A 19,909-nucleotide genomic window follows, 5' to 3' on the forward strand; every position below is an offset into this window, starting at 1 on the left:
GTCAGTGAGCAAAGTGACGCGTGCCGGTGAAGTACATGGTGACCCCGGCAGCCTCGCAGGCAGCGATGGTCTCGTCGTCGCGCACCGATCCACCCGGCTGCACGATCGCCTTCACACCGGCGTCGAGCAGGATCTGGGGACCGTCGGCGAACGGGAAGAAGGCGTCGGAGGCGGCGACCGAGCCGGTGGCGCGCTCCCCCGCCCGTGCGACGGCGAGCTTGCACGAGTCGACCCGGTTGACCTGGCCCATGCCGATGCCGACCGAGGAGCCGTCGGTGGCGAGCAGGATGGCGTTGGACTTCGCCGCCCGCACCGAGCGCCACGCGAACGCGAGGTCGGCGAGGGTCTGCTCGTCGGCTGCGGCGCCGGTCGCGAGCGTCCAGTTCGCCGGGTCGTCACCGTCGGCCTGGAAGCGGTCGGCGACCTGCATCAAGAGGCCGCCGCTGATCGGGCGGGTCTCGACGCCACCCTGCGCGAGCGGCTCGGCGACGAGGACCCGGATGTTCTTCTTGCCCTGCAGGATCTCGACCGCGCCTTCGTCGTACCCCGGGGCGACGATGACCTCGGTGAAGATCTCCGCAACCTGCTCGGCCATCTGCTTCGAGACGGTCACGTTGGTCGCGATCACACCACCGAAGGCAGACACCGGGTCGCACTCGTGGGCGCGGCGGTGCGCCTCGGCCACGTCGGCGCCGACGGCGATGCCGCACGGGTTGGCGTGCTTGATGATCGCCACCGTCGGGGCGTCGCCGTGGTCGTACGCCGCCCGGCGGGCCGCGTCGGTGTCGACGTAGTTGTTGTACGACATCTCCTTGCCGTGCAGCTGCTCGGCAGCCGCGAGGCCACCGGGACCGAAGCCGTTGCGGTAGAGCGCGGCGGGCTGGTGCGGGTTCTCGCCGTACCGGAGCACTGCCGACTTGTCGTAGGTGCCACCGACCCAGGCGGGGAAGCCGGTGCTGACGCCGTCCTCGACGGTGCTGTCGGTGAGGACGCTGCCCATCCAGGAGGCGACCTGGACGTCGTACGTCGCGGTGTGGACGAACGCCTTGGCGGCGAGCGCCTTGCGGGCCTCGTAGGTGAAGCCGTCGCCCTGGGCCGCCGTGAGGGCCGCCGCATAGTCGGCGCCGTCGGTGACGATCGCGACGGACGGGTGGTTCTTCGCGGCCGCACGCACCATCGACGGACCGCCGATGTCGATCTTCTCGATGCAGTCGTCGATGCCGGCGCCGGAGGCGACCGTGGCAGCGAACGGGTAGAGGTTCACCACCACGAGGTCGAACGGCTCGACCTCGAGCTCCTCGAGCTGCTTCACGTGCTCCGGCAGGCGACGGTCGGCGAGGATGCCGGCGTGGACGCGCGGGTGCAGCGTCTTGACCCGGCCGTCGAGGCACTCGGGGAAGCCGGTGAGGTCCTCCACCTTCGTGACGGGCAGGCCGAGGCCGTCGATGAGGGCAGCGGAGCCGCCCGTCGAGACCAGCTCGACGCCGGCGTCGTGGAGGCCGCGGACGAGGTCCTCGAGGCCGGTCTTGTCGAAGACGGAGATCAGTGCCCGCTTGATGGCGATCCGGTCAGTCATGGCGATTCAGTTCCTCATCGGTCGATACCTGTCGATGAGGGCACCCAGGCGATCGATGCCGACTCGTCACTCCCTGGTGGTTGCCCACCTGCGCCAGTCGTGTGCCGCTGATTCTACTTCTGACTCAGGCTCCGAAGCGAACCCGGCGGCCCTCGACCGAGAAGCCCTCACGGGCCATCTTGCCGACGGCGTCAACCAGCATCGCCCGTTCGGCGACCTTGATCCGCTCGTGGAGGGTCTGTTCGGTGTCGTCGTCGTCGACCGGAACGGTGCTCTGCGCGACGATCGCACCCGTGTCGACCCCCGCGTCGACGATGAACAGCGTCGCTCCGGTCACCTTGACGCCGTACTCCAGCGCTTCCCGCGGCCCGTACATCCCGGGGAAGGACGGCGACAGGGCCGGGTGGGTGTTGACCGTTCGTCCGCCGAAGGCGTCGAGGAAGGACGTGCCGACCAGCTTCATGAACCCGGCGAGTACGACGACGTCGGGCTCGAACGCGGCGACCTTGTCGGCCAGGGCACGGTCCCAGTGCTCGCGGGAGGTGTAGTCCTTCACCTTCGCGGTGAAGGTCGGCACTCCGGCGGTCTCGGCGCGGGTGAGTCCCTCGATGCCGTCGCGGTCGGCACCCACGGCCACGACCTTTGCGCCGTACGACGGGTCCGCACAGGCATCCAGTAACGCCTGGAGGTTCGTGCCCGAACCGGACACGAGGACGACGAGGCGGGTGGGCGTGGACACGGCCCGGAGTCTAGGGCGTCAGCGACGGAACGGGATCCGCGGCAACCGCCCGCGAACAGCACCAAGCCTCGTGCCACCGTCACGCTGCCACCAGCACACGAGCAGCGCGCCCGCGACGCCACCGATCCCGAAGGACGTGATGGCGTGGAGGAGCACGTCGAAGGTGTACGGCCCGACGTCGCTCATCCGGCCCGGTCCGACTGCTCCCCCGGCGAAGGCCGTGAGGATCGCCAGCACCACACCGGCAGTGATGCCACCGGCACAGCCGCGGATGGCGGCCCGGTCCCAGGCGAGGACCGGACGATCGCGCTGCACACGCCCCGCGACGACGGCGGCCAGGACGACGGGCGTGAGCATCAGCCACCCGGTCCACCACGGGGTGGGTCCCTGGTCGGGGAGCGCGGCCAGCAGGGGGAACATCGGAAGCGGGCCGAGCACCACCAGGCCCGTCGACACGGTGGTGCCGGTGCCGACGGTGAAGCCGGGGCCCAGGACGTAGGAGCTGGAGAACAGCATCGCGTTCGGGAGCACGACAGCCGTCAGCAGCGCCATCAGCGCAATGGCGCCGGCGTCGGCATGCAGCTGGGAGACGACGTTCGCGGCGGTCGAGAAGTCCATGACGAACGCCGCGAAGAGCACGACCAGGCTGATGGCGAACCAGGTGCGCAGGATCCGCCAGGCGACGAGCGCGACGTCACGCACCGTGTCCGGGATGGCAGGCAGCCAGATCGAGGCACGACCGGCCCCGAGCGCGATCGCGGGCATCCCGGCAGCGCCGCCGATCAGGATCGACCACAGCACGACCCGTGCGGGGTTGGGCGAGGACGCCGCGGTCGACGCCACGGCGCACGCGACGACCCCCACGACGGCGTACCCGATGGTGAACAGTCCGGTCGCCATCGGGACCGTCCAGTCCCGTTCGCCGTCAGCGATGCGCGCCGCGTCGGGACCGTGCCCGGAGACCGATTCACCGACCCGGTGGCCGACCCGCCAGGTCGCCCACGCACAGATCAGGGTGAGGCCGAGCGGGATCGCGGTCAGCCGGATGCCCTCGACCGCGACCGTCGACCCGTGGGCGGCCAGCCAGCCGTGCGCGCCGACGCGCAAGGCGCCGCTCGGGCTGCCCTCGCCACCCGCGTCGGTCAGGAACCAGCCGACGACGGCGACGGCCAGGCAGACCAGCAGCGGTCCGCCAGCGGCGATCGCGCCACCGATGGTCGCGGTCGGCACCAGCGGACGACTGGTGGCGAGATCCTGGCGCAGGGCGGCGTCGGTGCGACCGCTCTTGGCGGTGCGGCCGGCACCGGTGCTGCGCGCCGAGGAGGACTGGAGCGACGTCATGGTCCCTCCATCTTCACGCTCGGACCACGAGCGAGGCGGGTCGCCACGCCGCAACAACCCCGATGGTCGTACGGTTGTCGGGCCATGACCGTGTCCCGCTCGAACGCCGCTTCGCCGTCCGACGCCCAGCCCGAGGGCGGCCCGTCGTACGTCAGCAATGCGGACCTCACCGCGAGCTTCGACGCCTTCTACCGCGACGCGCGCGACCGGTTGCTGCTGCAGACCTTCGCCCTGACCGGCGACCTCTCGGTGGCCCGCAGCGCGGTCCGCGAGGCGTACGTCGTCGCGTGGCACCACTGGCGCAAGACCTCCCGTCTCCCGGACCCCGAGATGTCGGTGCGCCCGGCCGCCTGGCGCAAGGCACTGCGCCGCAGCAACACGCGGCCGCTGCGCCGGCGCAAGGACCTCGACGAGCAGAGCCGGAAGATCCTCGATGCCCTGGCCGCGCTCTCCCTCGTCCAGCGCAAGGCGCTGCTGCTCACCCAGCTCGCGGCGGTCTCCATGGACGAGATGGCGCACGAGATCGGCCTTCCGCTGGAAGCCGCCGAGCGTGAGCTCCAGCTCGGTGCGGCGCAGCTGGCCACCCAGCTGGACATCCCCACCTCGGCCATCCCGCTGTCGTTCAACTCACTGGGACCTGCCACGCGCAGCGTCGCCTGGCCGCGGGTCACGATCATCCGCCGCGCCGGCATCGCCCGCCGCCGCGCCCACACGATCGTCGGCAGCGCCACCGCCGTGGTCGCACTCGTCGCGGGCGGCGCCGTGGCGATGGACTCCACCGGCGCCCGTCCGACGCTGCACCGCGAGGACGTCCCCGTGGTGACTGCGACCCCGCCGTCTGGACCGGCGGTCAACACGCTGCCCGACACCGCGCTGATCCAGCTGACGACCGTTCAGGACGCGCTGCCCGGACGTGGCTGGCAACAGGGCGGGACCGTCGACAACTCCACGGGCAACGGCCGCGTGCTGCCCTGCCAGCCGGACCGGTACGCCGACCCGCAGGGCACCGCCGCGTGGGTACGCGCCTTCCGCAATGCCGCGCCCGCCACGGCCACGCGCACCGTGATCCAGTTCGCGGAGGCGTCGGCGGCCGAACCCCGCGCGATCCGCACCTATCGCCGCACCCTGCGCTGGCTCACCGCCTGCCCCACTCCCGCCGACGACCCCTCCGCCGTGCCGCGCATCCAGCTGATCAGCACGGCCGACCTGCCCGGCGTCGGCGACCAGGCGAGCCTGGTGGTGCTGCGCTCGCGCGCCAACCGGACGACGTACGTCGTCGGGGTCGCCCGCTCCGGCCTGTTCACCACCACCACGTCCGTGGCCACCACCACCGCCACCGCCGGAGTCCGCCGCGAGGGCGTCGCCGGCCTGCTGGTCGCCGCCGTCAACCGGCTCTGCGCGCTCGCCGACGGCGGGGCGTGCGCGGCGGCGAAGCCGAAGGTGGTCACTCGGGCGCCGTACGCCGTGGGCAAGGTCCCATGGATGCTCTCCGAGGTCGACCTGCCGCCACTCAGCAAGGACCAGGGCCCGTGGGTCGGTACCCCGGCGACGGCGCTGACCGAGGACCGGGTCGACTCGGGCGCCATCGGCTGCACGACGGCCCACCTGTTCGGCAGCTTCAACAAGACGAAGATCCAGGGCAACCAGTTCCGCACGTTCGTCCTGAGCGAGTCGAAGCTGCCGCCGGAGGTCGGTCTCACCCAGACCGTCGGGTCGCTCCCCGTCACGACGGCGCGGGCCTTCGTGCGTCGCATCCGCGACCAGATCGCGGCCTGTCCGGACCTCGACAAGAGCGCCGGCACCGAGGTGCAGGTGCTCGCCAACAGCTCGACCGGGAAGGCCGCGCTGACCGCCTGGCGCCTCAGCACCGCGCTCCCGGGCGACCGCAGCGTCGAGTACGACGTCGCCGTGGTCCGCAGCGGTACGTCGGTCTCGCTGCTCGTGTTCGTCGCCGCGCCCCGCGCCCGGATCGCCCAGGACGACTTCGTGGCGCTCGCGCGCCGTACCCTCGAGCGGCTCGCCGCGATGGCGCCGTACAAGGCCGGCTGACCGACCCGTCGCCGTACCCTCAAGACGACCTCTCGGAAAAGCTTCGCCGAAAAAGGTGGGAGAGGGATGCAACCCCGCCCAGCCCGCGGGCGTATCACTCCCGACAGCCCCGATCGGGGGCGCGCAGATCGGTCCGAGAGGAGGTCGACGTGGAAGCCGACGAATTCGACGAGTTCTACGCGGCGTCGTTCCGACGGGTGACCGGCCAGGTCTACGCGATGATCGGGGACTTCGACGAGGCCACCGAATGCGTCCAGGAGGCGTTTGCCCGCGCCTGGGCACACCGTCGCAAGCTGGACAGGGCCGAGTACCCGGAAGCCTGGGTTCGCACCACCGCCTACCGCCTCGCAGTGAGCCGGTGGCGCCGTCGCAAGCGGGCCGAACGCTCCCCCGACCGCGCGTTCGGCCACAGCGGTGTCGCCCCGGCCGTCGACGAGTCCCACGTGGCACTCGTGGCCGCGCTCAAGCAGCTGCCCGAGGCCCAGCGCCAGGCGCTGGTCCTGCACCACATCGCTGACCTCCCGGTCCAGCAGGTTGCTGCCGAGGTGGGCGTCCCCGAAGGAACCATCAAGGCCCGGCTCAGCCGGGGACGCGTGGCCCTGGCCGCGCTGCTGGCCGACGAGACCGGCCTCGCGGGAGGAGGGATCACCCATGTCTGACCACGACCCGGGCCACGACCCGATCAACGAGCTCTCCCGGTTCGGCACCGGCTTCAGCACTGGAACAGGAGGCGACATGCCGCTCTCCGCAGCCGACGTCCGACGCCGCGGCGACCAGATCCGCCGTCGTCGTACCGCACTGGTGGCGGGTGCCTCGGCACTCGCCGTCGCCGCCGTCGCCGTCCCGATCTTCGCGGTCGTGGGTGGCAACCCGAAGGCCGACGACGCCAACGACATCGCCGACGACACCAGGGCGACGTTGACGGTCGCCAACCTGATCACCGACGAGGACACCGTCTACAGCGACGGCGCCGACTGGTTCCGCACCAACGCCGGCGAGGGCGACGGCCAGGACGTCTTCAACCCCTGCGCCCAGCAAAGCCTCACCGGCACCGGAGCCACCAGCGTGGCCCGCGCCGACTTCGAGCTGCGCAACACCGAGACCCCCGACGCCCCCATCACCGGCGACTCACTCATCCAGGTCGTCGGCGACTACGACGACGAAGCCGCAGCCACGGACGCCTACGACAAGATCAGCGCCTGGGTCGAGAACTGCGAGCAGCGGCCCGCCGCCATCACCGAGTACCGCTTCCTCGCGGCCCGCGACGTCCCCGTCAACGGTGCCACCGCCCAGATCCTCGACTCGCACTACGGCCCCGTCCCCAAGGAGGTCGACGAGTTCGGCGACTCCGCCTACATCATGGAGACCGGGGTGCTCCGCCTCGGCGACAAGCTGGTCGTGCTCACCTCCGTCATCATCGGCCAGGACTACAACTTCCTCGACGGCACGCCTGTCGAGCAGATGCTTCCCAAGGCTGCCGCACGACTGACGTCGGGTGCTGATGCACCGACGGAGCCCGCGGAGACGCTGACCGAGCCCGCCAGCACGGTCGACCCGGCCATCCCGGACGACTTCCCGCTGACCTCGCGCTGGCCCGACTCCAGCGAGGCGGAGGACGGGAACGGCCTGGTCGGACCGGCTCGGGACCTGGACCCGCTCACGTTCACCGCGTGCGGCACCACCCTGCCCGACGCGCCGTACGCCGACCGGCTGCTCGCGCGCTGGGAGAACGTCGAGGACTACCGGACGCGCCAGCTGACGACCTACGACACGGCGGACCAGGCCGTTGCCGCGGTCGCCGGGATCCGCGCCCTCTACGAGGCCTGCCCCGAGGGCGAGAGGCGCGACGACGGCTTCACCCCGAACTGGGAGGTCCGCGACCTCGCCCTCGGCGGCGATTCCTTCGCCGTCCTCGGGTGGGACGAGCTCGACGGTGCGGCCACGACCTTCGGGGACACCACCCTCGTGGTCCGGGTCGGCAGCTCGGTCCTCGTCGTCGCCCACGCCGGTCACTCGGGCAACCCCCAGGGCAACGAGCAGGGCGTGATCGACCAGATCTCCTCGGAATCGGCGGACGTCATCGCCGGGCTCTGCGCCTACACCGAAGCGGGCTGCTGACCGCACTCGACCCCTCTGGGCCGCCACCGACCGGTGGCTGCTCCCACCGACCGCGCCCCCATGCGCAGAAGGGCATCGCCATGAACCACCACCGACGCACCCGACTCCTCCTCTGCGTCGCCGCACTGGCGGCACCCGCACTCCTGACCGCGTGCGGCGCGGAGAAGTCCGCCGACGCGGACGCCGTCGCCGGGGACCCGACGTCGACCGACGCCGTGGCCGACGACCTCACCACCGACCACCTGCTCACCGACGACGACACCGTCTACAGCGACGGGGCCGACTGGTTCCGCACCAGCGCCTTCGAGGGCGACGGCCAGGACGTCTTCAACCCGTGTGCCCGTCAGAGCCTGAAGGGCACCGGGGCGACCAGCGTGGTGCGCGCCGACTTCGAGCTGCGCAACACCGAGGACCCCTCCGCCGCGATCACCGGCGACTTCTTCGTCCAGGTCGTTGGCGAGTACGCCGACACCGCAGCGGCCGAGAAGGCCTGGTCGACGGTCAACGGCTGGCTCGAGGAGTGCCGGCCCCGGCCAGCCGGGGTGAGCGACTACCGCTCCCTGCAGACCCGGAAGGTCGTCGTACCCGGCAGCGACGCCGTCATCACCGACTCCCACTACGGGCCGGTGCCGAAGGAGGTCGACGAGTTCGGCGACGCGGCGTACATCATGGAGACCGGGGTGCTCCGCAAGGGCAACCGGGTGACCGTGCTGACCTCGGTGATCATCGGCCAGGACTACAACTTCCTCGAGGGCACGCCCGTCGAGCAGATGCTGGCGCCCGCCGGCGAACATCTCGACCAGGGCTGAAATGCGACGAGGCCCCGCCACCCTCACGGGTGGCGGGGCCTCGTCGTTGACTCAGAGAGACTGAAGGATCTCCCGCGCCAGGGCAGCGGTCGCGGACGGCGTCTTGCCGACCTTGACGCCGACGGCCTCGAGGGCCTCCTGCTTGGCGGCCGCGGTGCCGGCGGAGCCGGAGACGATGGCGCCGGCGTGGCCCATCGTCTTGCCCTCCGGGGCGGTGAAGCCCGCGACGTAGCCGACGACCGGCTTGGTGATGTTGTCCTTGATGTACGCCGCGGCACGCTCCTCGGCGTCGCCACCGATCTCACCGATCATCACGATGAGCTTGGTGTCCGGGTCGTCCTCGAACGCCTGGAGCGCGTCGATGTGCGTGGTGCCGACGATCGGGTCGCCGCCGATGCCGATGGCAGTGGTGAAGCCGAAGTCACGCAGCTCGTACATCATCTGGTAGGTCAGGGTGCCGGACTTCGACACGAGGCCGACCGGACCCTTGCCCGCGATGGTGTGCGGCGTGATGCCGGCCAGCGACTCGCCCGGCGTGATGATGCCGGGGCAGTTCGGGCCGATCATCCGGGTGGACTTGCCCTGCAGGTACGACCAGACCTCGGCCGTGTCCTGGACCGGGACGCCCTCGGTGATCACGACGATGAGCGGGATCTCGGCGTCAATCGCCTCGATCGCCGCGTCCTTGGTGAACGCCGGCGGGACGAACAGGACCGACACGTTCGCGCCGGTCTCCTTCATCGCTTCCGCCACGGTGCCGAACACCGGGAGCTCCACGTCGGTGCCAGTGGCGTCCTTGTGGGTGACCGTGGTGCCGGCCTTGCGGGCGTTGACGCCACCGACGATCGTCGCGCCGGAGTCCATCATCAGGGCGGTGTGCTTGGCACCCATGCCCCCGGTGATGCCCTGGACGATGATCTTGCTGTCCTTGTTCAGGTAGATGCTCATGTCTCGTCCCCTCAGGCGTTCGCGAGCTCGGCGGCCTTGTCGGCCGCTCCGTCCATCGTGTCGACAACGGTCACCAACGGGTGGTTGGCGTCAGCCAGGATCTGGCGACCCAGCTCGACGTTGTTGCCGTCGAGGCGGACGACGAGCGGCTTGGTTGCGGCGTCACCGAGGAGCTCGAGAGCACCGACGATGCCCTTCGCGACCTCGTCACACGCGGTGATGCCACCGAAGACGTTCACGAAGACCGACTTCACCTGGGCGTCGTTGAGGATCACGTCGAGGCCGTTGGCCATCACCTCGGCGTTCGCGCCGCCGCCGATGTCCAGGAAGTTGGCCGGCTTGACGCCGCCGTGGTTCTCGCCGGCGTACGCGACGACGTCGAGGGTCGACATGACCAGGCCAGCGCCGTTGCCGATGATGCCCACGGCACCGTCGAGCTTGACGTAGTTGAGGCCGAGCGCCTTGGCCTTCGCCTCGAGCGGGTCGGCCTCGTCACTGATCTCGAAGTGCTCGTGGTCGGGGTGACGCACCTCGGAGGCGTTCTCGTCGAGCGAGACCTTGCCGTCGAGGGCTTCCAGCTTGTCACCGGCGAGCCGCGCGAGCGGGTTCACCTCGACGAGCGTGGCGTCCTCCTCGACGAAGACCTTGTAGAGGTTCTCGATCATGACGACGGCCTGCTCGAAGACGGGCTCCGGGAAGCCGGCCTCGGTCGCGATCTCGCGCGCCTTCACCGCGTCGACACCCTTGCCGGGGTCGATGGCGATCTTCTTCACGGCGTCGGGGTTGGTCTTCGCGACCTCTTCGATCTCGACACCACCCTCGACGGACGCGATGCAGAGGTACTGGCGGTTCGACCGGTCCAGCAGGAAGGAGAAGTAGTACTCCTCCTCCGGCGGGGTCGCGGGGGTGATCAGGACCCGGTTGACCGGGAGATCCTTGATCGTGAGGTTCAAGATGTCGGTCGCGTACTGGAACGCCTCGTCGGGCGTCTTGGCGATCTTGACGCCACCAGCCTTGCCACGGCCGCCGGCCTTGACCTGCGCCTTGACGACGGTCACGCCGCCCAATTGTTCGGCGGCGGCCTTCGCGGCCTCGGGGGTCTCGACGACCACACCGAGGGTCGTCGTCACACCGTGCTTGGCGAAGAGCTCCTTCGCCTGATATTCCATCAGGTCCACTGCTACGTCCTCACATCTGGGTCAGAGGGTGGTGCGCACGGCGGCGCACCCTCGGGCACACTAGTCGTGACTGACGAGTAGGACGAGTCCAGCCCCGCAGACGTGACGACGGTCACGGACCTCCGGCAGGTCGCCCACGGGTCACCCAGCCGTCACACGATTGTCCACACCCGCCGGCCTGGGATTTCGGAGGTCGCCGGGCATCGGTTATGGTCGGGGACGCAAGTTTCACCTGGCCGCCACCCGGCGGCCACCTTGGTCGGAGTGCCTTCTCGGGTGCTCTCGGGCGACAGGGCCACGGTTGAAACGGCCTGCACGATCGTCCCCCCAAGGAGTCAGCAGTCGATGGGTAACCACCGAGCGGAACCACGCGCAACGCGCCGCCGCTCGACCTCCCGCGCCGAGACCCCTCAGAAGTACGTGGGCAAGCGCATGGCTGGTCGAGTTGCCGACGAGACGCCCGCGACGCTCGACGTTGCCCCCGCCGCTCCGGTCCTCCTGGCCGCCGCCCCCGTGGCTGCTGCTCCTGCTGTTGCTCCTTCTGTTGCCCCCGGCCTGACGCTGGCTGCAGCAGCAGTGGGCGCGCCCGCCTACCTGCCGGACCGCGCCCCCACCGTGGAGCTGCCCGCACTGCGCGACATCGCACTGTTCGACCCCCTGACCGACTCGTCGTCCACCACGCTGCGAGCCATCCAGCCCGCCGGCAAGCGGCGCGCCGTCAAGCACGCCGGCTCCCGCGGACCGCTGTTCCGCGGCCTGCCCTCCCTGCCGGTCGCCGTCGGCGTGGCCACCCTGGCCATTGCCATCGGTGGCGCCGTCGTCTCGACCGACCCGGAGCTCGCGTCAGCCACCGACCGGCTGACCGCCTCGAACGCCATGACCGGATCGTTCGGCAACGGCGTCGTCGGCGAGCGGGTCCAGAGCCTGAGCCGCGACTCGGACCGCGACACCCTCGCCCAGGCCGCCGGCACCGACCTCGTCGCCGAGGCCGAACGCCACGCCGAGGAGCGCAACAGCGCGCTCGGCCAGCTCGCACAGGCTGCCCAGAAGGAAGCCGCGGAGATCGCCCTCAACAAGTGGGTGCTCCCGCTGGACAGCTACCGCCTCACGGCGACGTTCGGCGAGTACGGCCTGTGGTCGAGCTACCACACCGGCCTCGACTTCGCCGCCCCGAGCGGCACCCCGATCCGCGCCGTCACGAACGGCGTGGTCACCTCTGCCGGCTCCGACGGGGCCTACGGCAACAAGACCGTCGTCACCCTCGAGGACGGCACCGAGCTGTGGTTCTGCCACCAGTCCTCCTTCGCCGTCTCCGCCGGTGACACCGTGCGCAGCGGCGAGATCATCGGTTACGTCGGCAGCACGGGCCACGTGACCGGCCCGCACCTGCACCTCGAGGTCCGCCCCGGTGGCGGCGACCCGGTCGACCCCGACGCGGCACTCCGCGTCCATGGAGTGACGCCCTAACTGCGCGAGACGCGTCTTCGCTGCGGCGGGGGCAGCAAGCTGCCGGAGCTTCGCTCCCGCCGCGCTGCCGCGCCGCAGTTGTCTTTAGTACGGGGTTGGGTGGGTCTGGCGGCAAGCCGACGGCGTCACCGTCCAGCCAACGCGGTCCCTACAACTTCTCCACAGGTGCGTAGCGCAGCAGGAGGCGCTTGACGCCGTCGGAGCCGAAGTCGATCGACGCGACGGACTTGTCGCCGGCACCTTCGACGGACACGACCGTGCCGAGGCCGAACGAGTCGTGGGTGACCTTCTCGCCGGGCGCCAGCACCGGGATCGCACGGGCGGGCCGGGACTTGGCGGCTGCGTCGGCGCGGGCAGCGGCCGAGCTGAAGTTGCGGCGACCGGCCGCGGTCGGCTGGCCGAAGCCGGTCGAGCCGGAGCCGCCGCCGGCGTACTCCCGATCGCTGGAGGCGTACGTCGGGCGTGACCACTGGGTCTGCTGGGCCTCGGTGCGCCGCCAGTCGACCAGGTCGATCGGCAGCTCGGCGAGGAACCGGGAGGCGGGGTTGTGTGCCGGTGCACCGAACGCCGAGCGGACCACGGCTCGCGACACGTAGAGCCGCTCGCGAGCGCGGGTGATGCCGACGTACGCCAGGCGCCGCTCCTCCTCGAGCTCGGGACGGTCCCCGAGGGAGCGGGAGTGCGGGAAGACCCCGTCCTCCAGGCCGGTGAGGAAGACGACGGGGAACTCCAGTCCCTTGGCTGTGTGCAGGGTCATCAGGGTGACCACGCCCTTGTCCTCGGGCGCGTCCGGGTCGTCCTCCGGTGCATCGGGGATCTGGTCGGCGTCGGCGACCAGCGCGACCCGCTCCAGGAAGTCACCCAGACCGGGCTCGACGGTGCCGGCGTCGACGTCCGCGGGGTCGGCCGACGGACCAGCGACGGGGTCCTCCGCGAACTCGCGGGCGACCGCGACCAGCTCGCCGAGCGTCTCCAGCCGGCCCTCGTCCTGCATGTCGTCGGAGGCCTCGAGGCTGGCGAGGTAGCCGGACCTGTCGAGCACCGTCTCCAAGATCACGTCGGGGCGTTCGCGGGCCGCCACCATCTGCTGGAGCTCGTTGACCATCGTCACGAAGGCCTCGATCTGCGTCTGGCTGCGGGTGGCCAGGCCCGGGGCCTCGCCGGCGCGCTGCAGGGCTTCCCAGAACGTGATCCGCTCCCGGTCGGCGAACATGGTGATCGCGAGGACCGCACGGTCACCGATGCCCCGGCGCGGGGTGTTGAGGATGCGTCGTACCGAGATCGCGTCGTCGGGGTTGACCAGCATCCGCAGGTACGCCAACGCGTCGCGGATCTCCTTGCGGTCGTAGAAGCGGGTGCCACCCACGACCTTGTACGGCTGGCCGGTGCGGATGAAGATCTCCTCGAACACCCGCGACTGCGCATTGGTCCGGTAGAAGACTGCGACGTCCGAGGGGCGCAGTCCGCCGTCGGTGAGCTTGTCGATCTCGCCGGACACGAAGCGGGCCTCGTCGTGCTGGTCGTCTGCGACGTACCCGACGATCTTCTCGCCGTCCCCCGCATCGGACCACAGGCGCTTGGGCTTGCGGCTCTCGTTGCGTTCGATGACCGCGTTGGCCGCACTGAGGATGGTCTGCGTGGAGCGGTAGTTCTGCTCGAGCAACACGGTGTGCGCGTCGGGGAAGTCCTGCTCGAAGTCCATGATGTTGCGGATGTCGGCGCCCCGGAAGGCGTAGATCGACTGGTCCGCGTCACCGACCACCATCAGCTCGGCCGGCGGCACCCGGTCGGCGGGAAGCCCGTCGAGGGTGTCGGGGTCCGTCTCCTCGAACTGCTGGCCGCAGAGCTGCTGGATGAGGGAGTACTGCGCGTGATTGGTGTCCTGGTACTCGTCGACCAGCACGTGCCGGAACCGGCGGCGGTAGGTCTCGCGCACCTCTGGCTTGAGCTGGAAGAGCCGGACCGTCTCCATGATCAGGTCGTCGAAGTCGAAGGCGTTCTGTTCGCGCAGTCGACGCTGGTACTGCCGGTACGCCGCGACGTAGGTCTCGTCACTGGAGTTGGTCACCGTGGCGGCGACGTCCTCGGGATCGCGCAGCTCGTTCTTGTGGTTGCTGATCCAGTGCAGCACCGGACCCGGCTGGTAGCGGCGAGGGTCGATCTCCAGGTCGTTGAGGACCAGCGTGATCAGCCGCTTCTGGTCCTGGGCGTCGTAGATCGAGAAGTTGGACTTGAGCCGGTCGTAGCCGAGGTGCTCGACCTCCTTGCGCAGGATCCGCACGCAGGCCGAGTGGAACGTGCTGACCCACATGATCCGGGCCCGGTTGCCGACCAGGTCGCTGACCCGCTCCTTCATCTCGGCCGCGGCCTTGTTGGTGAAGGTGATCGCGAGGATCGAGCCGGGGTGCGCCTTGCGCACGGCGATCAGCCACGCGATCCGGCGGGTGAGCACCCGCGTCTTGCCGGACCCGGCGCCGGCGACGACCAGCAACGGCGCACCTTCGTGCCGAACGGCCTGTTGCTGAGGGTCGTTGAGCCCCTCGAGGAGGAGGTCTGCGGTGAGGGCCGGGGGCGTCGTACTCATGCTTGTGCCAGCCTACGGCGCCCCGCCGACGTCACCTCCGCGGGGACGCACGCACCAACCAGAATTGTCGTCAGGGCCACCCCGTGACGACAAATTCGGTTGGTGAACCGCAATCAGGAGCTGTGCACTGGCGACCACAGCACGGCGATGCAGACCTCGAGGATGGCGAGGCCGAGCAGGCCGGCCCACAGGCCGTTGGGGATCTTCTCCTTGCGCATGTTCGCCATGACCAGGACCAGCAGCACCAGGCCGATGAGGAGCTTGACGGCGACCTTGCCGTGGTTGACGGGGTCGTCGCCGCCCTCGAGGACGCCGACGAGCAGCAGCCCGGCGAGGAACGCCGTACCGACACCGTCCCGCATGACACCGGTGACCTTCTTGTCGCCGGGACCGGCCTGGGCGAGCAGTCCGCCGATCAGGGCCGAGAAACCCAGGATGTGAAGGATCAGCAGGATCAGGCGCAGGGTCTCCATGCACACAACCCTATTGCGTCGAGGCACCCCGGACAGACAGGGTCAGCGGCCCGTCGCGGTGAAGTGCTGGTAGTCCTTCAACGACGTCCACGACCCGCCCCAGCTCCAGCCGATCCGGGCGAACTCACGGACGATCAAGTCTCCGGAATGGACGATGCCGGGTTGCGTGCGCGTGCGGTCGAGGTACGCCGACGCCCGCTCGGGCAGGACCAGGTCGCCCTTGGAGTACGGGTTGAGGAACGGGTTGACGTCGATCGCCAGGCCGTAGGCGTGGGCCGACCACGAGGTGGTGCCGCGCGCTGCGCGACAGACGAGCGCTGCCGTGTTGTTGCCGTCGCCCGTCGGCGGCGCATCGAGGTCGGCCGTGGTCGGCAGCCGCATCTCCTCGATCGGGAAGTCGGCCGCGAACAGGGCCTGGAACACCGACACCACGCCCTTGGCCTCTGCGGCCGCGACCACCAGCTCGCCGGTGTGGGCCTTGCCGTCGAAGCCGCGGAAGCTGAGGTTGAGGTAGCGCAGACCGTCGAGCCCCACGGGGCACGCCGAGGACCAGGTCTCCCCCATTCGGGTGCGGATCGACGGTGTCACCGGGCCCATGGAGGAGTGGAACGCGCCGTCCGTCGGGGCCGGCAGCAGGTCGGTCGTCGGGAAGCGCCGCACCCGCAGCGCCTTCGGTGTCGGCCTGATCTCGCCGAACCCGTCGGCGTCGACGGGCAGGACGTGCACCCCCAGTTCCCAGTCGGAGTACGACGACCCGGAGTCGGTCGCGCTGGAGGTCGGCTGGCTCGGGCTGGCCGGCACGCTCGGCGTCGGCGAGCCGGGCGACGCCGAGTCGGACGTCGGCGGAGTCGTGGTCGGCTGGGGGGTCGGGTTCGTCGTACCACTGGAACAGGCGGAGGCCAGCGCCACCGACGCGACCAACCCGACGACGACGCCGCTCTTCACAGCAGCCTGCGGTCCGATGCCCAACGGGTCAGCTCGTGGCGGGAGGAGAGCTGCAGCTTCCGCAGCACCGAGGACATGTGCGTCTCGACGGTCTTGATCGAGATGAAGAGCTCCTTCGCGACCTCCTTGTAGGAGTAGCCGCGCGCGATCAGCCGCATGACCTCGCGCTCCCGCTCGGTGAGCCGGTCGAGGTCCTCGTCGACGCTCGCGAGGTCGGCGGAGATGCCGGCTCCGGCAAAGGCGTCGAGCACGAAACCCGCCAGCCGTGGGGAGAACACCGCATCGCCCTCAGCCACCCGGCCGATCGCGTCGACCAGCTCCGGTCCGGTGATGGTCTTGGTGACGTAGCCGCGCGCACCGCCGCGGATCGTGCCGATGACGTCCTCGGCTGCATCGGAGACCGACAGCGCCAGGAAGCGGACCTCGGAGTCGTTGACGCGCCGGATCACCTCGACCCCACCGCCACCGGGCAGGTGCACGTCCAGGAGTACGACGTCCGGTCGGTGTGCGAGCACGGCCGCAACCGCTTCGTCGACATCGGCGGCCTCGGCCACGACGTCGACGCGACCGGCGCCCGTGGAGCCGAGCTCGGCGCTGACGCCCCGGCGGAACATGGCGTGGTCGTCGACGACGACCACGCGGACGGGCTGGCTCATTGCTCTCCCTCGTCGTTCTTCTCGGCCTTGTGGGGCAGGTGCAGGCGCACCTCGGTGCCCTCGCCCGGCGCGGACCTGATCTCGGCCCGACCGCCGTGGCGCTCCATGCGGTCGATGATGCTCCGGCGCACGCCGAGACGGTCCTCGGGGGTGGCGTCCGGGTCGAAGCCGACGCCGCGATCGCGGACGAACACGTCGATGCCAGCAGGCGTGATCTCGGCATAGACGTCCACGCGCGGCACTCCTGCGTGCTTCGCGGCGTTCGCGGTCGCTTCGCGGGCGGCGGCGACGATGGGCCGCGCCGCCTCGTCGTAGTCGCAGTCACCGACGGCGACCACGTCGACCGCGATGCCGTAGGAGTCCTCGATCTCGGCGGCCGCGGAACGCAGCGCGCTGGCGACCGTGGCCTCGTCGAGCGACTCCCCCGTGAACAGCCACGCCCTCAGGTCGCGCTCCTGCGCACGGGCCAACCGGGCCGCGTCGGCGGGGTTCTTCTGGATCAGGGCGAGGGTCTGCAGCACCGAGTCGTGCAGGTGTGCGGCCACGTCGGCCCGCTCCTGGGTCCGCACCCGCTCCTCCCGTTCACCACTGAGCTCGCCGATCAGGCGGTAGACGAAGGGCCCGACCACGATCGCGATGCCGCCGATGCCGAGCAGGATCGCGATGGTCGCGTCCCGCGCCAGCGACAACGAGCCGTCGCGCAACGCGAAGAGGACCAGGGCGATGACGACCAGCGCGACCCCGGCAGCGATCCGTGCCCAGGCGGCCCAGCCACCGCCGCCGAGCACGACCCGGATCGGGTCGACCTTGCCGGTTGCGTCGAGCCAGCGTTCCCGCTGCGCCTCGTCGGCCTGGCGCCACAGCAGGGCGACGCCCGCGACAGCGATGCCCAGCGGCCACACCCACCAGCCGTTGCCGAGCACGGCGCCCGTCGCGAAGACCGCACCGATGCCCAGGGCGGAGAGGGTGATGACCGGACCGATGTCGGACAGCCGGCGGCCCCGCCCGGGACGCCGCCCGTCCCGGGTTGCGCTCTCGAGCCCCGGGGCCAGTGCCCAGGGCGGCGGTCCGGCGGGGAGCATGGCCCACAGGACGGCGTACGCCGCGACACCGGAGCCGCCAGCGAGGGTCGCCACGACGAACGCCACCCGGACCCACAGCACCGACACGCCCAGGTGCGCCGACAGGCCCGACGCCACGCCACCGAGGACCGGGTTGCGCAGGTCGCGCCAGGCGCGCCGTACGTCGTGGTTCGCCGGAAGGGGGCCCGGCGCTGGCGCGCCGGCCGTGGTCAGAGGGGTCGTCATGATGCATCCATCGTCACACAGCGCACGGCGCGGGAGCAGGGGGAACGACCCTGACCCGACCCTGATCCCGACCCCTGCTCGATGCGGCAGGATCAGGGCAGTCCCCGATGGTGCACGGCCGTCGCACACCGCAGGCTTGGAGCCATGAACTCACCGACCGACACCGAGCACGGACCCGGCCCCGCCGGCCAGGAGCCCGGCCCCACCGGACCCCGCGTGACCCGTGACGAGGTCAAGGACCTGGGCCGCATGCGCCGCAGCCGCACCGACCGCAAGGTCTCCGGTGTCGCCGGCGGCATCGCGCGCCACCTCGACATCGACCCCCTCCTGGTGCGGGTCGCCTTCGTGATCCTCACCTTCTTCGGCGGCGGTGGCCTGATCCTGTACGGCGTCGCGTGGCTCCTGCTTCCCGACGAGCACACCGACGACGCGGTGATCAACCTCGACGAGGGGATCCGCACCGCAGCGCTCATCATCGCCGGCGTCATCGCGATCGCCTCGATGGTCGGCGACTCCTTCGGTGGACCGGACTTCCCGTGGCCGATCCTGGTCGTCGGCCTCATCTTCCTGGTGATCTTCGGCGGCAAGCAGGCCAAGCAGGCGAGGGCGTTCCCGCCCGTACCCGGCCAGGTGGCCGTCGCGCCGTCGTACCCGGGCTATCGGCCGGGCCCGCCCCCGCCGCCGCGTCCGATGGACCCGAAGCGCCGTGGCCCGCTGCTCTTCCCCTTCACGATCGCGCTGGCGGCACTCGCTGTCGGAGTCGTCGCCACGCTGCACCTCGCGGGTGTCGACGTCACCCCGTCGGCGTACCCCGCCACCGTGCTCGGCGTCGTCGGCGTGATGTTGCTGGTCGGTGCGTTCTACGGCCGGGCCGGCGGGCTGATCTTCATCGGCCTCATCGCTGCGGTGGCGACGGCGGCGACGTCCGTCATCGCCAACGTCGACAACGTCGACGCAGGGCAGATCAACGAGAAGCCCGTGACAGCTGCTCAGCTCGACGACAACTATGACCTGGGTGCTGGCGAGATCATCATCAACCTGACGAAGCTCGACGCCACCGAGCTGGCGAAGCTCGACGACCAGACCCTCGACCTCGACGTCGTCCTCGGCCACATCGAGGTGATCGTGCCCGACGACGGCCTGCGCGTCGAGGTCGACGCCACCATCGAGGGCGGCGAGGTCATCCTGTTCGGCAACAAGTCGGACACCGACGAGAAGGCATCGTTCGGGGACCCCGACGGCCCCACCCTCAAGATCGACGCCGACGCCTTCCTCGGCCAGATCGAGGTCCACACCCTGAAGGACGCATCATGAGCACCGACGACACCCTCGACCCGATCGAGCGCCCCCGCGAGGAGCGCCCGGCAGACGCCCGCCCCTCGGGCTGGCACCAGGTCAACACCGGCCACCTCGTCATGGGTACGGCGTTCGTCGGCCTGGTGATCGTGTGGGCGCTGCTCACCAGCGACACCGTCCAGCTGGAGAACTCGGGCTGGATCCTGCCGCTGCCGTGGCTGGTCGGCGGCGGCCTCGGACTGGTCGCCACCATGCTTCGTGGCCCGCGGCATCACGCGGCAAAGGCCGCGTGGATGCAGCACTACGCGGACCACGGGTACCAGCACGGCGGCGGGCCTGCCCACATGAAGGGCTGGCTCCACGACCCGTCGGACAAGGGCGACAAGAACCGCCAGGCCTGACAACCTTTGCTCACCTCTCACC

General features: G+C 70.6%; 17 protein-coding genes. 7 read left to right on the forward strand and 10 right to left on the reverse strand.

Features of this window, described 5'->3' with window-relative positions:
* Nucleotide 1: 1 nt before the first annotated feature.
* The 3 genes from purH to ASD84_RS06890 all read right to left on the reverse strand — a co-directional run bounded on the left by purH (nucleotide 2) and on the right by ASD84_RS06890 (nucleotide 3,656).
* On the reverse strand, nucleotides 2–1,576 hold the full coding sequence (gene purH / locus ASD84_RS06880) for a bifunctional phosphoribosylaminoimidazolecarboxamide formyltransferase/IMP cyclohydrolase (RefSeq protein ID WP_056708208.1): 1,575 nt from the start codon (nucleotides 1,574–1,576) through the stop codon (nucleotides 2–4).
* 124 nt (nucleotides 1,577–1,700) lie between these two features.
* Complete coding sequence (gene purN / locus ASD84_RS06885) at nucleotides 1,701–2,315, reverse strand: phosphoribosylglycinamide formyltransferase (RefSeq protein WP_056708210.1); 615 nt, start codon at nucleotides 2,313–2,315, stop codon at nucleotides 1,701–1,703.
* Nucleotides 2,316–2,333: 18 nt separating this feature from the next.
* Nucleotides 2,334–3,656, reverse strand: a complete 1,323-nt coding sequence (locus tag ASD84_RS06890) for a DUF6350 family protein (protein WP_056708213.1) — start codon at nucleotides 3,654–3,656, stop codon at nucleotides 2,334–2,336.
* Between the two features lie 84 nt (nucleotides 3,657–3,740).
* On the opposite strand from ASD84_RS06890, the gene ASD84_RS25450 reads away from it, so the two are divergent.
* The 4 genes from ASD84_RS25450 (at nucleotide 3,741) to ASD84_RS06910 (ending at nucleotide 8,632) form a co-directional block, all read left to right on the forward strand.
* A complete protein-coding gene (locus ASD84_RS25450) occupies nucleotides 3,741–5,705 on the forward strand; it encodes a hypothetical protein (protein WP_056708215.1) in 1,965 nt (654 codons plus the stop codon).
* Nucleotides 5,706–5,854: 149 nt separating this feature from the next.
* Complete coding sequence (locus ASD84_RS25455; protein WP_056708218.1) at nucleotides 5,855–6,364, forward strand: SigE family RNA polymerase sigma factor; 510 nt, start codon at nucleotides 5,855–5,857, stop codon at nucleotides 6,362–6,364.
* The gene (locus tag ASD84_RS06905) at nucleotides 6,357–7,823 is read left to right on the forward strand and encodes a hypothetical protein (protein ID WP_056708220.1); all 1,467 of its coding nucleotides are present in this window, start codon (nucleotides 6,357–6,359) and stop codon (nucleotides 7,821–7,823) included. Before ASD84_RS25455 ends, ASD84_RS06905 begins: the two co-directional genes overlap by 8 nt.
* An 80-nt stretch (nucleotides 7,824–7,903) precedes the next feature.
* Nucleotides 7,904–8,632, forward strand: a complete 729-nt coding sequence (locus ASD84_RS06910; protein ID WP_056708223.1) for a hypothetical protein — start codon at nucleotides 7,904–7,906, stop codon at nucleotides 8,630–8,632.
* 51 nt (nucleotides 8,633–8,683) lie between these two features.
* Here ASD84_RS06910 and sucD read toward each other — a convergent pair whose 3' ends face one another.
* A complete protein-coding gene (sucD, locus tag ASD84_RS06915) occupies nucleotides 8,684–9,580 on the reverse strand; it encodes a succinate--CoA ligase subunit alpha (RefSeq protein WP_056708227.1) in 897 nt (298 codons plus the stop codon).
* An 11-nt stretch (nucleotides 9,581–9,591) separates the two neighbouring features.
* On the reverse strand, nucleotides 9,592–10,758 hold the full coding sequence (sucC, locus tag ASD84_RS06920) for an ADP-forming succinate--CoA ligase subunit beta (RefSeq protein WP_056708230.1): 1,167 nt from the start codon (nucleotides 10,756–10,758) through the stop codon (nucleotides 9,592–9,594).
* A gap of 432 nt (nucleotides 10,759–11,190) precedes the next feature.
* Here sucC and ASD84_RS06925 point away from each other — a divergent pair, with 432 nt between their 5' ends.
* Nucleotides 11,191–12,225, forward strand: a complete 1,035-nt coding sequence (locus ASD84_RS06925; protein WP_156391637.1) for a M23 family metallopeptidase — start codon at nucleotides 11,191–11,193, stop codon at nucleotides 12,223–12,225.
* A 148-nt stretch (nucleotides 12,226–12,373) separates the two neighbouring features.
* Here ASD84_RS06925 and pcrA read toward each other — a convergent pair whose 3' ends face one another.
* The 5 genes from pcrA to ASD84_RS06950 all read right to left on the reverse strand — a co-directional run bounded on the left by pcrA (nucleotide 12,374) and on the right by ASD84_RS06950 (nucleotide 18,190).
* Entirely contained in the window at nucleotides 12,374–14,809 is a 2,436-nt protein-coding gene (gene pcrA, locus ASD84_RS06930; protein ID WP_056708238.1) for a DNA helicase PcrA, read from the reverse strand.
* 113 nt (nucleotides 14,810–14,922) lie between these two features.
* Nucleotides 14,923–15,282, reverse strand: a complete 360-nt coding sequence (locus ASD84_RS06935) for a hypothetical protein (RefSeq protein WP_056708241.1) — start codon at nucleotides 15,280–15,282, stop codon at nucleotides 14,923–14,925.
* Nucleotides 15,283–15,324: 42 nt separating this feature from the next.
* Nucleotides 15,325–16,251 carry a M15 family metallopeptidase gene (locus tag ASD84_RS06940; RefSeq protein ID WP_200954454.1) on the reverse strand — a complete coding sequence of 309 codons (927 nt, stop codon included), beginning with the start codon at nucleotides 16,249–16,251 and terminating at the stop codon, nucleotides 15,325–15,327.
* Nucleotides 16,224–16,883, reverse strand: a complete 660-nt coding sequence (locus tag ASD84_RS06945; RefSeq protein WP_056708243.1) for a LuxR C-terminal-related transcriptional regulator — start codon at nucleotides 16,881–16,883, stop codon at nucleotides 16,224–16,226. The genes ASD84_RS06940 and ASD84_RS06945 overlap by 28 nt, the downstream gene beginning before the upstream one ends.
* Nucleotides 16,880–18,190 (reverse strand): ATP-binding protein, encoded by a 1,311-nt coding sequence (locus ASD84_RS06950; RefSeq protein WP_056708244.1) that lies wholly within the window; start codon nucleotides 18,188–18,190, stop codon nucleotides 16,880–16,882. The genes ASD84_RS06945 and ASD84_RS06950 overlap by 4 nt, the downstream gene beginning before the upstream one ends.
* A gap of 144 nt (nucleotides 18,191–18,334) precedes the next feature.
* Here ASD84_RS06950 and ASD84_RS06955 point away from each other — a divergent pair, with 144 nt between their 5' ends.
* Both ASD84_RS06955 and ASD84_RS06960 read left to right on the forward strand, forming a co-directional pair.
* Nucleotides 18,335–19,504, forward strand: a complete 1,170-nt coding sequence (locus tag ASD84_RS06955) for a PspC domain-containing protein (RefSeq protein ID WP_056708247.1) — start codon at nucleotides 18,335–18,337, stop codon at nucleotides 19,502–19,504.
* The gene (locus ASD84_RS06960) at nucleotides 19,501–19,887 is read left to right on the forward strand and encodes a hypothetical protein (RefSeq protein ID WP_056708250.1); all 387 of its coding nucleotides are present in this window, start codon (nucleotides 19,501–19,503) and stop codon (nucleotides 19,885–19,887) included. Before ASD84_RS06955 ends, ASD84_RS06960 begins: the two co-directional genes overlap by 4 nt.
* Nucleotides 19,888–19,909 lie beyond the last annotated feature (22 nt).

Source organism: Nocardioides sp. Root682 (genome assembly GCF_001427795.1).
GTDB lineage: Bacteria > Actinomycetota > Actinomycetes > Propionibacteriales > Nocardioidaceae > Nocardioides.